We start from the raw sequence: 14,049 nt of genomic DNA, 5'->3' as shown, positions 1-14,049 counted from the left end.
GCTTGTCCTATATCTATGGCTGCCGGTCACTTGACAAGTTTAAGATACGGGGCGTCTTGCATTGGCTGGCCAGCAAATAATCTGTGAGAACCTAGGCCCGTTTCCCAGGTAACAATGCCCACGAGAGCAATCTTTTCTAATAACAAGGTGCAGGCATGCCGTCATAGATGCAGTGCCAGGTTTTGTACCGTACAATGCCTCTCCCTGATGGATACGGACAGCACCTCTTGACCCGTCCAAACCGGCCCTGCGCAAAATGATGCCACGCCATTGCTGCTATACCACCGGCCATAGAATACGGATGCAGACTACCGATTGCCCTGTCTTCTGGGTCCCTGTCGTCCATTATGCAATACCTTTCCTTTATTTTCATCATCTTATTGCCACAACAGTGCGGGCTATGCATTTCAAAAGACTGGCATGAAATTTATTACCGGCGATCAACTGCAAATTGTCTGAAAGTGCTGATAAAGAAATAATTCCAGGCAAAATTTTCAATAAAACCCAATTAAACATGCAAAGCATTTATCTCGTTGATAACAACGCCGACTTTCTGTTTATGATCAGTAAGGTTTTTGAAAAATGCGAGCCTGAATGCAGGCTGCATCTTTTCGATAGCGGCCATCAATTGCTGCAAGACCTCTTAGAGCTGCGTGTGGGTGGTCAAAAGCCGTTTCCCTCACTGATCATTGCTGATTTGAAGATGCCAGGAATGGACGGCCTTCGACTTTTGGAAAAATTAAAACTTAACTGGCAAACCATTAACCCGCTTGTAAGTGCCATTCCAGTCATTATTTTTTCCAGCTCAGGTTTTCTGCCCGACATCAGAGCCTGTTATACGGCTGGGGCAAACTCGTTCCTGATAAAACCCTTGGCTTTTGAAAACCTGGAAAAGCTTATAGAACAAATTACCTCTTATTGGCTTGGTTATAATTGTTTGCCCGGCCCAGACGTAAATAAGAAAATGTAATTGTAACCCATTTGCCGCAGCTAAGTCAATCTCTTTGGTCTGTGAACAAGGCATTAATAACCGTCTTTTCCTTTTGCTGGCTCTCCCTCAAACCTGCACTAATTTTTTGAGCTGCAACCCGAAAATCCAGCAGCTCTTTCATCTGCCTTTTTATCAGTGCAGCGCGTTGGAGGTAATTTTTAGGTAACAAGTGAATTTTGTCGTTCTCCTGTTGGTGTTTGAAAGCAAGGGCGCGCCTTAACTTGATTTGATCAGCAAAAAAGGACTTCCATTGCTGGCAATGAAATTGAACGCGTAGTAGGCTTTGATCGGCGGATGTGGCTGGTATATTCATAACGTACAGTTAGTGGTTTAGTTTACTGTACTGAAAAGGGGGTAGCGGAGTATAAATGTAATTAAAACCAGGGGATTAACAAACACTTACCGTGGCTAGTGATTCAGCTGCCCGATGGCATATATACTACTTCCATTTTGTTAGACTCCATAGTTTACATTGTCTTTACCGGTAATTTAAATTTCCCCAAACAGCTAACGATGCGACGAGCTTATGTTTCTAATGGCCTAATTTTAAACTTAACCAGGTGGCATCAGGGTTAAACTACCTCACAATTCGGCTGGTAGACAAAACCTGGGGAATCCAAACCTAGTACAGTAAGTAAAGTGGATAATTTTCTCATAGAAGTAGCTCATACTGTTTGGGGCCTTAAGTATATAAACAAACATAAAGCCAATAATATGAGCAAACCACAGTGCCCTGACATTATCGTAATCGGTTCATCGGCCGGAGGTCTACCGGCGCTAATGGAACTTGTAGCAGGGCTCCCCGCTAATTTCCCCGCGGCCATACTGGTCGTCCAGCATATACCCCCCTACTCGGAAAGTAACCTTCACAATATTTTAAGCCGCCTGGGACCCTTGCCTGCGCTTGCAGCAAAAGACGGCGAGAAAGTCATGCCGGGGCATATTTATGTAGCTATTGCTGACCATCATCTGCTGGTCGAAAAAGAGAAGTTGATCGTGAGAAAGGGCCCACGGGAAAACCGGTTCAGGCCATCGGTTGACGCGTTGTTCCGTTCAGCAGCCTACACATATGGCAACCGTGTCATTGGGATTGTCTTGTCAGGTGCACTTGATGATGGCACTTCCGGGCTTTGGACGATCAAACGGCTTGGCGGACTGGCCTTGATCCAACATCCCCAGGATGCATTGTTCCCGCAGATGCCCGTCAATGCAGAGCAGTTTGTAACAGTGGATTATTCAATACCCGCCTCGCAGATGCCTGCTTTGCTTTCCGAGCTTACCGTCAAGCCTGTAAAGAGCAAACCGAAGATCACTAAAAAAGAACTGGCACTACTACAAACTGAGATTGTCATTGCAACAAGGGATAACGCGTTCCAAATGGGGATCATCAAAATGGGGGAGCTCACGCCCTTCACCTGTCCGGAATGTCACGGCGCTCTCTCTCAGCTCAAGGAAGGTAAAATCATCCGCTTCCGCTGTCATACAGGACATGCATATACGATCAGTTCGTTATTGTCCGAAGTCACAGACAATGTCGAAACAATACTCTGGCAGGCAATGCAAGCACTAGAAGAAACGACCATGCTGCTCACCAAAGTTGCAGAACATTTTGAAAGCGGAGAGCAAGGTGAAATTGCAAAGCTATTTTACAGAAAAGCAGAAATTATTAAAAAACGCTCCCAACTGGTGCATGATACAGTTCTTACGCAAGAAATAATGAGCACAGATCTGGGGTTGTCCCAGCCGTAACCAGTTTCGGATATCAAACGCATTAGAAGCTCAATCAACCTTGACCAGCCTATATGGTCGCATTATCCGAAACGACCGGCTTATAAGTCCTTCCAAATCTTAATCTTGCAGATTCAACCGTTACGCAGCAGTTGAGTGTATCAACATTATCATACTAAGCGGAACATACTTTCAAGAAACCAACTAAGTCTGTATTTGTAAACCACAATTGTATGCGGCGGGACCTAAAAGTGCTACCAGATTGCGTTGCGAGTAATTCGGAATGGTCACATATAGTACATTTAAACGCTTATCCGTCCTATTATAACGAACAAAAAATCACGGCTCGGCTTTATAAAAGCAAATTTTCAAGATCTAAGTGAAGTACGATTTAACCACGGTTTGAATGAACCCGGCTGTGCAAATTATTTCTGTTAAAGTAGTGCAAAACAATTCCGAAGTTTAAAGGACACTTTAGAGCTAGCTGGTGATTTACATAATAACCACAGTTTTAATTAACTCAGCTGCGTAAATTATTTTTGTCGAAATAGTGCAAACAATTCCGAAGTTTAAAGGTATTAACATTTTCAACATGGGCAAGAAAAGGGACTATATAGAAGAGATCTTTGAGAAAAGAGAACGCGCGGCAACGCTTGGAAAATGGAGCTATACCTCATTAAACTTCCTTTCAAGATCAATTCCAGAACTAGATGCAGCGGATGGCAATTGGCTAAATTATGTTCCAGTTAAGATAGTGACAATGATTGAGGTTTTTTTTCAGGAGGTTGTGAAGGAACTAGTGGATAGTGGGGAACCGTATAGTACAAATATATTTAAGTCCATAGAGGTAAGTAAGTTCGATGCTGCATTGCTCAAGGCCCTCCATGGACGAAAAATCACAATGGGAGAGCTAACATCCCATTTGCTTGCATTAAACCGAATTGAAGAAATTATTGGCTTGATGGACCGGCTGATGGATTTGAAGTTTAAAGATCGAATTTCCACGATTACTGATAGATGGGAAATTGAGATTAACAAAAAGGCTTCCGTTCCAATAATTGATGATATCGAAGGAAATATTAAGACCTTAGAAGAACTTATACGAGTAAGACATACGGTTGTACACGAGCTTACGGATATATCAGTTTCCGCCAAAGAAGCGTTGCTGTATATCAACGAAGCCCACAAATTTTTAAGCGCAACAAACGAACTTGTTACAGAGACGCTTTATCCAAACGCGCCTCTGACACAAACTGCAATGAATATTGCTGCAGGACAAGATTATCAAGCATCAAAATCCAGCTTGAGATTGTTTGTAGCTCGGCTAGCAAAAGATCTCCGTGCAGGATACACAGATCCCGATCGTGTTAGAAGTCTACTTAAAGCAATGAGGACTTGGGAAATTTTTGTAGACCAATTGGCAACTTTTGAAAGTGAGTCTGTTCAAGGCGGCACCATGCAATCTCAGGTTTACGCCATGGCAGCGGAAGGGTTGACTAATAACATGTTAAAGTATTTTGAAGCTCGGTTTACTGCACAATACCGAGAAAACATCTAGCACTTACTAACTAGGCAATATATAGCTGCTTAAATCGGCCCAACTATTCGGGACTAAGGCAACCAGTGCCTTACCAGTCACAAATACCTCAAATACAATGGATTACATATACCTTGTGTTAAATATAAGTTTTTCAAATGATGGTTATTGCGGCATATATCCCCTGCTTGTAAACAAATTGAAAGAACTGCTTCATACTTATTAAATTGCAGCACAACAATCTAAATCTATGGAACGTCTATTCGATTCAAAGGGAAATCACATTGCTAACGCATCTGGCGAACGTTTGTATGCAACCACCGGCAAAAACATAGGCCGCCGCGTTTCCAATTTTTTCGTTGATATCAGTGGAAAATATCTTGGTGAAGTTGTTTCTAGTAACAGGCTTCTTCGTCGTTCAAACAGCCCATATAAAAATATTAACTATGGAAATGCCGGAGATGCTGGCAACATTGGAAATGCTGGAAATCCGGGAAATTCAGGCTCTATTGGCACTGTCTCGGGTTTTGTAGATTTAGATAAAAATAAGCTTCGATAATGGTTAGTATTGAAATGGTATGTCTTTTCGAAGGCTTTTGGGAAAATTTTTGGCCAAACTTCTATTCCAATATAGTTTCAGGCATTATATTAACGTATGTGATTACGTTGGTTATACAGCGATTGAATAACCCGAAGCTAGATATAGTTTTAGAGATTTCGACAGGCACTCAAAATCACAGAATATTGAATTTTTACTGCATTAACACTGGTAAAACAGGTTTAATGCCAAATGAAATGCAGTGGCATTTATATTTTGATACAGCGTTTGAATTTTTGAATATAAGTGAAGTTGATTGGATCGGATTCTATTACAAAGGCAGAGAACATTATCAGCTTCGTGGGACAAATGGATTACCCTGTTTGCCCGGCTCCTCCAGCCTGTTAGCATCCTTCAATGTGAAATTAAACACTGATACATTTCCATACGACCAAATTGATGATGCGCCCTTTTATTATTCTTTGACCACCATTAAAGGAGAGAAGGGGAAAGGGTACATTTTCAAAACTGGAGAAGAAAAAGAGTTTATACACACCCCTTTAACCACTAGCAAAAAGGTCTTTCGTATAACAACTATTAATATTTAAAACTTAGATTAATGAGTTGGAACGAATTTCCCTTTCTGTACTAGCAAATAAAATATGCCTCCTGAATGCGCTCTATTCAAATCGTAATGCATGTTTGAATCTGACCGACAAATCACATTAGCTGAGTATCCGCTCGTAGACATTATGCTACCGGGAATCTAATAACTGAAGACAGGATCAGAACAGTTGCTGCCTGATAGAAATCCAATATTTCTCTTAAATAATAAAAAAAATTACACGGATCGCTTCCTGGAAAAATCCCATTTGTAACTATATTGTAACCATCAGATACTTACAAGGCTCGCACCCGCGCGTATCATATATAATATAAATACTACGTATTCATATTATCAATTACCCGCGCGAAACCGAGTCTTAGAGATGCCTCATTTTATTGCGCTCAGAGCATTATAGGATAAATCATACTGCATATCTAGCAACACGCTTCGATCTCTCGCCAGGGCTCAAATTTGACAGCAAGAAATGAATCTTTTATGGTCGGAGTGCATTATGTAAGTAAGGGTGAGAGTCCTGCACTATATAAATCAATGTTCAACGAAACTAAAATGCCGAGATAGACATACATAAAAAAAGCGGAACCGTTGGGGAACCGCTTTCAGGGGAAAAAACAAATCCTTGCCCGACGTGTTTAATAAGCTGGTTTTCTCAACCTTACGCTTATGTGCCCCTTGTTTTGAGTTCGAAAGTAGCGACATTTTTTTGAAAGTAGTTCGAATTCGTCTCAGCACTGGAAACTCATTCCCAGCGAATTCATGAGATCATTTCAAATTGTTATAAAAATGGCAAAATTACGTCCGGGCATGTCCGCCCCGAAAAGTGGACAATATCAAACCATCGGTCCAAAAGGTGGTAAGGGGAATGAGATTACTTCAATAGCGGGAAATATTTTACCGCCGACCCCGAAAGCTGGATCATCCTATGTTTTGGTTGATCCGACGAAGCATAAAAATTGATTGTAAAAACGGCACCGTGACAGGGTGCCGTTTTTTAATCTTGACCTGGCCAATAGATTACTGCAAACAATAACCCGACTGCGCCTAGCAATAGCAGCACAAAAAAACAATCACTGACCAGTGAATTTCATAAGAAAAGGTTGTGATCAGAACATAGAAACCGGCAATTAAACCGGTAATAATCACTAATGGAATATTCAGTGCATTGGCTTACATTGGCATCAGGTGCAGCGCCTTTCCCCATTTGTTTTGCACACCTGCTTTAACAGTTTGGCAAGATATAAACCGCATTTTTAAAGCCCCATCCCGCGGCCCCGTTTCTGCTTGTGTTCAATATCCGGTTTGACTTGCTGCGACTGCTCCTTTTTAGCTTCCAGGTTCTTGTCCAGCCTGGCCTGTAACTGTTTCGCGGTAAAGCCAACGTCCTGCCCCTTAATTGGTACGCCCTGATAGCTGTAACTGGAATATTTCAGCCTGCCTTCTTCGATCTTGTATTTGCACTCGATCCCTTTTTCCTTCAACCGCCGCTCCATGTCTTCCGGGGTTTCAGATTCTTCTTTCAAAGCAGCCTTGATTGCCATGTTAACGACCTTCTGGGCTTCCTCCTGGTTAACGGCCACATGCCGTAGTTTACCTTCTTCCAACTTTTCCAGCTTGGAAAAGCCCAGTTCCTGCGTGATCTCTTTACAGATCCGGACATTGCGCGCATAATTGTGCGAAGTTTCCAGCGCCTTGGTCCCATCGGTCGGCACGCGGTTAATGTAAACATGGATATGCTGGTGCGGCTTGTCATGGTGCTCGTAAACGGCAATCTGATGGTCATTAGGATCCGCCCCCATTTTTTTACAGTACCGGTTGGCCGTCTCGATCATCTGCTCACGGGTAGGCTTCTCTTCCGGCTTCCAGCTGATAGACGAATGCCACACCGGTGTCTTGCACCGGCTGTAAGAAGCCTCCTGCTGCATCTCGGCTGCGATGCCTTCCGGGTCACGCGAAACCACGTTGTGCGTAACCAGCAGGTCCGCTTTGCCCATGATCTCTTTTCCTTCAACGGTATAGCCAGCGCCATAATGGATCGCGCCTGAAAAGCTCGATCCGATCGATGTCTTGGCAATCAATATTTTAGTATTTTTTTAAGTTGATCCAAAACTTCAAGCAAAGGCTTTTCATAAAAGAACCCTTTGTTGGCATATGCGGCCAGTTGGTTCAGGTTGGTACCGATACCTTGCAAATTCCGCTTTTCTTCCTTTTCAAACCGAGCTTGCACCTGGTGGCCGGTGCTCAGCCGGCGCAGGTATTCAGACACGCTCAGGCCGGCCAGGATCGCGTTGGCCTTGATCTGTGCATGCTCCTGCTCAGTGACCCGGACAGGGATCATTTTGCCCTTATTTTCCCGCTGGGCTGCTCCGGCCTTGCGGGCTTCATAATGCGGGTTCTTCTCATTGTCTTCCATAGCTCAAAGTATAAAAAGGTGTCCGTGACACCGGGGTTTGGGGCAGCGCCCCGGCAAGTCAAGGGAGGTACGACCAGTGTGTTTGTAGATGCAAATTTGAAGCGAAGCGGAAAATTTGTATATACAAACACATGGCTTGCTTTACCTTAACACAAATAACAAACGCACGAATATAGCGCTAGTAACTATTTTTTTTTACTTTTTTCTCTGTCATTTATTGAATATGTTAAGTTTCTGTTCTATTTTAGTTTTATAGTTGTTTAAAAAATGTCCTTTTGTTGTCTTATGGATAAGAAGTATGTCTTGCAGGCATTTGAAATGAAGCTGAAAGGTCGCTTTGATCTGCTGGCCAGGTACTATGGCGATTACCTCTTTGACATCCCGGCTCAGATCATGATCCGCCAGGTCAAAGATGAGTTGGGCATTGACATCACAGAGGACGCTATCTATAACCTGAAAAGAAGACGTAAAAGCAAGCAGGCCGCCCAGCTCGCTCCGCTGATAGCTGCACCAGGCCCGCCAGTCAGCCAACCATCGGACCCAGCGGCCCTCCCTCCTGCCCTGTCTGAACAGGATTTAGGTACAATCGTTGAAAAAGCCACAAAAGAACCAAAAGGGAAGAAAGATCCGGGAATGGATTTTACTAATTTCTGATATTGTACTTTATTAATAATCAATAACTATTAGCATGAAGCAAATTAATCTGGTATTACAGTCAAAAGGTGGCGTAGGCAAATCCCTGTTTATATGGTTTGTAGCACAAAACCAGAAAGAACAGAAAACAAATTTTATTGATCTGGACGAATCTACGGGCACATCCATCGGGCGTCTGGGCGCGGTAGTCGGCAAAGATCGTGTCCGGAGTTTCTCTATACTCAATGAGTACAAAAAAATGGAACGGGATGTAATTGTTGATCTGCTCGATAAGTTGTCCAAGGGAAAATCTGAAAATTATTTCATTGATTTTGGTGCACCTGAATCGGCTGAATTCTTACGCCTGCTGCAAGAAGATGACCTGGCTGATGAACTGCGCAGGGAACTGGCAGATAGAGACACTATGCTGCGTTTATTTGTCATTGTTGCAGGACGTGATGCCCTGGCTTCCTGCGTAAATTATTACAACGCAGTGTCTGCTAGAATTGCCGGGCAATTTCCTATAACAATGGTGGTCAATATGGGCACTTTTAGCGGTAAAGAAACAGCTGAAAAGGCGGTTGAAAAACTTAAAGAGCTTGGGATAGATTGCAAACAATTTGGTGACCTGGGTAGTGGTGGTGCTGTTAAGGAAATAATAGACCTAATCAGCCAGCCTGATCCGGACCCGGCATCCCTGGGTATGATGTCCAGGATCATGTACCGTAAAAAACAGCAGGAAATACAGGAAATTATTAGCTGATGGAAAAACATACAAACCTCGCTGCGGAACGCCACAGGCTGGCACTCCGCTTTAACTTATCAGAATCAGCAATCGAGCCCGAGATCGTACCACTGATGTTGGCTGTCGAGAAATCCGTTGACAAGATTGAACAGGCTGCTGCGAAGGTGAATGAAACGATCAAGCCGGTTACTTATAACAACCACTACGGGCATAACGCTTCTGCCTGGACTATATGGTGGGGGAACCTGTCTACCGGCATTGGTCAAAACATCGTGGCGGTAAGCTTGGTATTTTCCGCTTTTCTTTTATGCTGTCTGGGGGCCTTTATGATAAAAGATGCCATGGCTGATAAGGAGAAAATTAAGCATGCCGAAGAAACGCTGCTTTTAATTAAAATTAATTTTATCCGTGATGAAAACGGAGATTTCTTTATTCCAAACGGAAATTACGAGATGACTAAAGATAAAAAAGGCATTAAGCTTATGAACCGTGAGGAATAAATGGTAGAATATGTCCAGAACGAAATAAACTTGTATATATCCAACATTTGGCTTCACTAAGTGATAAAATCCATGTCAGCGGTAGTAGTAAACGAATGTTTATCTCGTTTAAAATCAACCGCTCACATATAAAAAAATGATTTGGCGATTACATATTAGACACGACCCTAAAAATGGGAAGACACATGACGACGTTGTTAATTATTGCATAAAAAATAATATCTATGGAATAGGTTGGCCCGTTTTAGGAAGTTAACAGCCTAGGTGAATATGAACAGTCAGTACGTAAAAAGTATAAAAGCTCTGTTCCATCTACTTAGGATGTATTAAATCTGACTAGTTCTATTCAGATGATCCATTGCATCTAGAAATAGATATTCATAATCAGAGGAAGTGTGAATGGATTGAGATTGGAAGCGAAGAAAATATCCTGGAAAGATTATTGCCTGCTTTCGTCCAGCTAAAGCTTTCCAGGCAATCCACGAACCATTAATGCACCAATTTACTAAATTGGCCTTTTCACCTATAATTGACAGAAAAAAGTTTGAATCTGATTCAACAAGTGAAGGAATTACTGAAGCGACATTTTTTAAATTTATCGGTGCCGATGACTGTGAAGATGTTGTCGATCTCTATTTTCAAAAGATTAAGGGGTATTGCATAATTCCAAGTTCCTGCAAACCAGCAACCATTGGATATGAATTCATTTTAAAACATTCAATCACATCACAAACAGCTGTTGCCCAGGTAAAGCAAGGTAATGTCGGGCTTGATGAACGGCTTAGAGGGATTGCTGACCACATCTATTTGTTCTCAACTAACGGAAAAGTTCAGGCTGATTCTGATGATGTCACAGTACTGTCAGTGAGTGAGTTATTCGGTTTTGTCTGCAAGCATGGAAATATATTACCTTCCAGAATTAATTATTGGATCGATTTTCTGACTTAATCTATCAGACACTGCATTAACATTTTTGGAACGCGACTTAAATTTTGGGGTGTTTCGAAACGATGGGTGCCCGTTCCCTGCTGCCAGTCTTTAATCCACTTTCAAATTGTGCATGTGCGTCTTTGAACTCGTTATACTGCCACGACATGTCCCCATGCTTCCAACCAGGGGTCTCTCTCATCAGGTCAAGCATTGCCCGCTGGCCGTTTCCGTTAGTGTCTAGATGGCAATAATGGTGGATGCTTCCGACTGGCAAGGTGTTAAGATATTCGGCTACTTTATGGATCATGACATCACCATGAATCACGATAAAGTTATATGTGACGATTTCGCTATCACCGGTTGTCTCGAAGGTCAGGAAGTCCATGATTGAGTAAAAGGCTTTCCAGGTCGCGGTGTACCAGTTCCTAATTTTGTGGCTGCTATTCTTAGCCAGAATGACGGAAATGCCCTTCCCTCCTACCGTGGTTTTCTTATAACCTCTGGTCGGAAAAAGCTTTGACCTGACCTCGTAACCCTCCTGCTCGTTAATCATTCCAAAGTCGTAAAGCAGAGATTTGGCCTCTTCGCGCAGAGTGAATTTAATTTCGCTCAGGTAAAGTGCAGCTTGTTCAGGGTTGATGCCTCGGCTGGCTAGGTACTTTGCATGCGTCAGCTTACGGCGATTGTATGGCTTGAAATCGTCAACGGCGACCAGCGAATAATGAGGTAATTCGGGTTGCATTTTTTTTAACTCCACTAACCTATAACAGGAGGCGACGCAGACTTTCTGAAAAGACGGGACGGCCCTATGATCGAATCGGTATGCCTGGTGATTTCTAAAAGTGGCTTTCCATTTGCAGCCGGTATGACCACCGCAAGCATGCATGATTCTCAATATATTCCGTTCTTGAAACATCATAATCTTCCTGAATGTGAGCTACTTGCTGGTCGTGAGTTATATTTCAGCTGGTCAGCAACTCGCTCTGCCGAACAAGCTGTCTACAAAATGATAACACCATTGAAAGCCAATATGAATATTAAAAACCTATGGAATTATCAACGACGGAAAACACGTAAATAATCGAAACCCTTTTCTCTCAGATTTGCGATCAGCAATTGCCCAAACGAAATTACGCCAAGACCAGAAGGACCATTTGCCCCAATCGTTACCAAAATTACCTCTGTCTCTATCCTGAAAGCGATCAATTCACTGTCAAGCTAAACCAGCCGGAAGAATTAAACATGCACTCTTTTACTAACCGCACAACGGGTGTTTAAATAATCTTCGGAAGGCTGCTAATCCTTATAATCCGTAGCATACTTTTATTTCATCCTCATGATATTTTGTAGCCAGGCTAAGCACTAGGTATCAAGGGTTAACGGTATTTTTGATTGCGTGGAACACTTGCATTTTAACTATTAAAAACTGACAAAAAGGCGCAGACAGTGTAAAAACAAAATAACTAAAAACTTAGTTGATCAATCCCTCGTTATTTATCTGCTACTCGTTTTCACAGCTCTATTTGGTTACGATAATTAGGCAAAAATGAGTGTAGCAAATACAACACCCCAAATGACCTTTTTAGCGTGCGCGAAGCGACGCAAGCCGCCCTTGTGTGTAGGCTAATAATACATGCTATGAGTGACGTAGGAGCGAATACCGATTTGATTTTTCATAATATAAGTTTTTATAATATCTATATATATGGTGGCAATACTCGACAGTAATCCTTGCAGAATGCGCTCAAAGCCCATATTTGATGTGGCAGCACTCGACAACACTCTTCAGTCTGTGGCAATACTCGACAACAATGGGGCAGAGATCGACAGCAAGCCACTTCTATGAGGCGATAGTAGACAGCAAAGTGGCAATACTCGACAGTAATGTGGCAATACTCGACAGTAACGTTCCTATACTCGACAAGTTTGTGGCAATACTCGACAGCAAACAGACTTAGCGTATTCCGTATTTTAAATATTATGGTACTTGTGGCAGCACTCGACAGCAATTTCCATCATCACATATTAATTTCCAATGCAAATCAAGTTATGCTTTTTAAGGCTAGTATGAAGTAGTTAGAATGTTAGCTATTCCTTAAAATGAGCCAATACTCGACAGCAAAGCCATTCAACCCTTAACTCTGGGCTACATGAATGACATTGATTTTTCAGTTGTGGCAATATTCGACAGCACTACTTACTTAAAAAGCCATCTCTAATATATTTTTTAGCCTGTATTTTTGTAATTTGTTGATTGTAAGCCTTATAATACGCAGAAACTAGAATTTCAATTTTTGTATCCGTATCTGCATCCGCATTAGTCAGCCAGCGTTGAAAGACATCTGTTTCGTCTTTGATTGCTACCTTTGAATGCTTTGAATTAAAAACATTCCTGAGTTCGACAATTAACGAATTGTAGAATAAGTGGTCTCCTCTTTTTTCTGATAAAGATATAATGTTCACTGAACTTGAGAAATCTAGTTCTACCCAGTACTCTTCTTGATAAGCTTTAGATGGATCTCCCTTTACAAATCTATATGAAAAGGGAAAGTCTCCCTTTTCTTGAAAAAAATCAAGTATTCTTTTTAACGACTTTTTTCTAAACCGATTTTCCTCAACCACTAGCTCCGCCAAATCGGCCAAGTAATCTACTGAAAACCGTGCTGTCGTTTCCCTTTGACTAAGAAGTTGATGCCTTGTCCTTTGAAGAATCAGATATAAGCTTTTCCGGCCATCCCCTCCCCTCCCCTTCCCAATTTTTGGGTATCCATTTGTTTCTATGGTATAGTATCGGCTGATAAAGCCGTCTAGCCACTCATCCGAAATTCTGATCTCGTAGATCTTTATTGTATTCGATTGACGATTCAGGTTAAGTCTAATATCCTTAAGGATTGGGAAATTCTTCAGTTGGATTACCTCATTCCTGGTGTTGACAACATATGATTTGGCAAAGATTATATTCTTTTGAAGCATATTAAAAAGTGCGTAATCAAAAACAGAAACAAATTCATGCCCAAAATATTCTGGAATTATAGCCTTAGGATTAGCTAAAAAATATGGATGTTTCCTTGCCAGGTCCTGCCTATTGCGTCCTGACTCCTTACAAAAATCCTTTAGTGTAAATTTGGTATACCCAAAGAGATCCTTCTTAAGATTCTTGCTAATGAATACAATGAAGTCTTTTACTATTCCGGCATCTTCTCCAAATGATTTCCTTATGTCATTGAGATTATCAGCAACACTTCTGTCAATTCGACTCAGGAAAAAGTCGGATTGTGAATTATCATTAATGATGGTCCCCCTAGGGGCATTTTCTTTTTCCTCCATAATACACCGATTTCAGCACTACTTCTAGCACTATTTTTACTACTGTTTATAGTAGGCATTTAGCACAATTTATAACACTGTTTAT

The 14,049-nt window shown here is 41.9% G+C and carries 16 protein-coding genes and 1 pseudogene; 12 read left to right on the top strand and 5 right to left on the bottom strand.

Annotation, left to right across the window (positions count from 1 at the left end; all coding sequences use genetic code 11):
* Positions 1-514 precede the first annotated feature (514 nt).
* Positions 515-970 (top strand): response regulator, encoded by a 456-nt coding sequence (locus tag KOD92_RS26845; RefSeq protein ID WP_215236701.1) that lies wholly within the window; start codon positions 515-517, stop codon positions 968-970.
* A gap of 25 nt (positions 971-995) precedes the next feature.
* On the opposite strand, the gene KOD92_RS26840 is transcribed toward KOD92_RS26845, so the two are convergent.
* Positions 996-1,304 (bottom strand): hypothetical protein, encoded by a 309-nt coding sequence (locus KOD92_RS26840; RefSeq protein ID WP_215236700.1) that lies wholly within the window; start codon positions 1,302-1,304, stop codon positions 996-998.
* A gap of 401 nt (positions 1,305-1,705) precedes the next feature.
* Between KOD92_RS26840 and KOD92_RS26835 the strand changes: the two genes are divergently transcribed.
* The 5 genes from KOD92_RS26835 to KOD92_RS26815 all read left to right on the top strand — a co-directional run bounded on the left by KOD92_RS26835 (position 1,706) and on the right by KOD92_RS26815 (position 6,376).
* On the top strand, positions 1,706-2,740 hold the full coding sequence (locus KOD92_RS26835; RefSeq protein ID WP_215236699.1) for a chemotaxis protein CheB: 1,035 nt from the start codon (positions 1,706-1,708) through the stop codon (positions 2,738-2,740).
* Between the two features lie 571 nt (positions 2,741-3,311).
* The gene (locus KOD92_RS26830) at positions 3,312-4,277 is read left to right on the top strand and encodes a HEPN domain-containing protein (protein ID WP_215236698.1); all 966 of its coding nucleotides are present in this window, start codon (positions 3,312-3,314) and stop codon (positions 4,275-4,277) included.
* Positions 4,278-4,506: 229 nt separating this feature from the next.
* Positions 4,507-4,815, top strand: coding sequence for a hypothetical protein (locus tag KOD92_RS26825; protein ID WP_215236697.1), 309 nt, complete (start codon positions 4,507-4,509; stop codon positions 4,813-4,815).
* The gene (locus tag KOD92_RS26820) at positions 4,815-5,402 is read left to right on the top strand and encodes a hypothetical protein (RefSeq protein ID WP_215236696.1); all 588 of its coding nucleotides are present in this window, start codon (positions 4,815-4,817) and stop codon (positions 5,400-5,402) included. The genes KOD92_RS26825 and KOD92_RS26820 overlap by 1 nt, the downstream gene beginning before the upstream one ends.
* A gap of 800 nt (positions 5,403-6,202) precedes the next feature.
* Positions 6,203-6,376 (top strand): hypothetical protein, encoded by a 174-nt coding sequence (locus tag KOD92_RS26815; RefSeq protein ID WP_215236695.1) that lies wholly within the window; start codon positions 6,203-6,205, stop codon positions 6,374-6,376.
* Positions 6,377-6,669: 293 nt separating this feature from the next.
* Here KOD92_RS26815 and KOD92_RS26810 read toward each other — a convergent pair whose 3' ends face one another.
* Together KOD92_RS26810 and KOD92_RS26805 are read right to left on the bottom strand one after the other, a co-directional pair.
* Entirely contained in the window at positions 6,670-7,494 is an 825-nt protein-coding gene (locus KOD92_RS26810) for a relaxase/mobilization nuclease domain-containing protein (RefSeq protein ID WP_215236694.1), read from the bottom strand.
* The gene (locus KOD92_RS26805; RefSeq protein ID WP_215236693.1) at positions 7,491-7,829 is read right to left on the bottom strand and encodes a plasmid mobilization protein; all 339 of its coding nucleotides are present in this window, start codon (positions 7,827-7,829) and stop codon (positions 7,491-7,493) included. Before KOD92_RS26805 ends, KOD92_RS26810 begins: the two co-directional genes overlap by 4 nt.
* A gap of 285 nt (positions 7,830-8,114) precedes the next feature.
* Here KOD92_RS26805 and KOD92_RS26800 point away from each other — a divergent pair, with 285 nt between their 5' ends.
* The 4 genes from KOD92_RS26800 (at position 8,115) to KOD92_RS26785 (ending at position 10,655) form a co-directional block, all read left to right on the top strand.
* Positions 8,115-8,483: a hypothetical protein gene (locus KOD92_RS26800; protein WP_215236692.1), complete on the top strand. Its 369-nt coding sequence runs from the start codon at positions 8,115-8,117 to the stop codon at positions 8,481-8,483.
* Positions 8,484-8,517: 34 nt separating this feature from the next.
* Positions 8,518-9,225 carry a P-loop NTPase family protein gene (locus tag KOD92_RS26795; RefSeq protein ID WP_215236691.1) on the top strand — a complete coding sequence of 236 codons (708 nt, stop codon included), beginning with the start codon at positions 8,518-8,520 and terminating at the stop codon, positions 9,223-9,225.
* Positions 9,225-9,707: a hypothetical protein gene (locus KOD92_RS26790; protein WP_215236690.1), complete on the top strand. Its 483-nt coding sequence runs from the start codon at positions 9,225-9,227 to the stop codon at positions 9,705-9,707. Before KOD92_RS26795 ends, KOD92_RS26790 begins: the two co-directional genes overlap by 1 nt.
* Positions 9,708-10,199: 492 nt before the next feature.
* Positions 10,200-10,655, top strand: coding sequence for a hypothetical protein (locus tag KOD92_RS26785; RefSeq protein WP_215236689.1), 456 nt, complete (start codon positions 10,200-10,202; stop codon positions 10,653-10,655).
* Between the two features lie 37 nt (positions 10,656-10,692).
* Here the strand turns inward: KOD92_RS26785 and KOD92_RS26780 are convergent, their stop codons facing one another.
* Positions 10,693-11,379, bottom strand: coding sequence for a hypothetical protein (locus KOD92_RS26780; RefSeq protein WP_215236688.1), 687 nt, complete (start codon positions 11,377-11,379; stop codon positions 10,693-10,695).
* A gap of 84 nt (positions 11,380-11,463) precedes the next feature.
* On the opposite strand from KOD92_RS26780, the pseudogene KOD92_RS27835 reads away from it, so the two are divergent.
* Positions 11,464-11,896, top strand: a pseudogene (locus KOD92_RS27835) (IS982 family transposase); the annotation flags it as partial.
* Between the two features lie 552 nt (positions 11,897-12,448).
* Complete coding sequence (locus KOD92_RS26770; RefSeq protein WP_215236686.1) at positions 12,449-12,595, top strand: hypothetical protein; 147 nt, start codon at positions 12,449-12,451, stop codon at positions 12,593-12,595.
* A 235-nt stretch (positions 12,596-12,830) separates the two neighbouring features.
* On the opposite strand, the gene KOD92_RS26765 is transcribed toward KOD92_RS26770, so the two are convergent.
* Positions 12,831-13,964: a hypothetical protein gene (locus tag KOD92_RS26765; RefSeq protein WP_215236685.1), complete on the bottom strand. Its 1,134-nt coding sequence runs from the start codon at positions 13,962-13,964 to the stop codon at positions 12,831-12,833.
* Positions 13,965-14,049 lie beyond the last annotated feature (85 nt).

It is taken from the genome of Dyadobacter linearis (genome assembly GCF_907165045.1).
GTDB lineage: Bacteria > Bacteroidota > Bacteroidia > Cytophagales > Spirosomataceae > Dyadobacter > Dyadobacter linearis.
This window is presented reverse-complemented; position numbering and strand designations above follow the sequence as displayed.

Coding starts and splice junctions, on each gene's coding strand:
- KOD92_RS26820 (WP_215236696.1), top strand. CDS start 4,815: ATGGTTAGTATTGAAATGGTATGTCTTTTCGAAGGCTTTTGGGAAAAT.
- KOD92_RS26830 (WP_215236698.1), top strand. CDS start 3,312: ATGGGCAAGAAAAGGGACTATATAGAAGAGATCTTTGAGAAAAGAGAA.
- KOD92_RS26840 (WP_215236700.1), bottom strand. CDS start 1,304: ATGAATATACCAGCCACATCCGCCGATCAAAGCCTACTACGCGTTCAA.
- KOD92_RS26835 (WP_215236699.1), top strand. CDS start 1,706: ATGAGCAAACCACAGTGCCCTGACATTATCGTAATCGGTTCATCGGCC.
- KOD92_RS26785 (WP_215236689.1), top strand. CDS start 10,200: ATGCACCAATTTACTAAATTGGCCTTTTCACCTATAATTGACAGAAAA.
- KOD92_RS26845 (WP_215236701.1), top strand. CDS start 515: ATGCAAAGCATTTATCTCGTTGATAACAACGCCGACTTTCTGTTTATG.
- KOD92_RS26770 (WP_215236686.1), top strand. CDS start 12,449: ATGGGGCAGAGATCGACAGCAAGCCACTTCTATGAGGCGATAGTAGAC.
- KOD92_RS26765 (WP_215236685.1), bottom strand. CDS start 13,964: ATGGAGGAAAAAGAAAATGCCCCTAGGGGGACCATCATTAATGATAAT.
- KOD92_RS26825 (WP_215236697.1), top strand. CDS start 4,507: ATGGAACGTCTATTCGATTCAAAGGGAAATCACATTGCTAACGCATCT.
- KOD92_RS26795 (WP_215236691.1), top strand. CDS start 8,518: ATGAAGCAAATTAATCTGGTATTACAGTCAAAAGGTGGCGTAGGCAAA.
- KOD92_RS26780 (WP_215236688.1), bottom strand. CDS start 11,379: ATGCAACCCGAATTACCTCATTATTCGCTGGTCGCCGTTGACGATTTC.
- KOD92_RS26800 (WP_215236692.1), top strand. CDS start 8,115: ATGGATAAGAAGTATGTCTTGCAGGCATTTGAAATGAAGCTGAAAGGT.
- KOD92_RS26805 (WP_215236693.1), bottom strand. CDS start 7,829: ATGGAAGACAATGAGAAGAACCCGCATTATGAAGCCCGCAAGGCCGGA.
- KOD92_RS26790 (WP_215236690.1), top strand. CDS start 9,225: ATGGAAAAACATACAAACCTCGCTGCGGAACGCCACAGGCTGGCACTC.
- KOD92_RS26815 (WP_215236695.1), top strand. CDS start 6,203: ATGGCAAAATTACGTCCGGGCATGTCCGCCCCGAAAAGTGGACAATAT.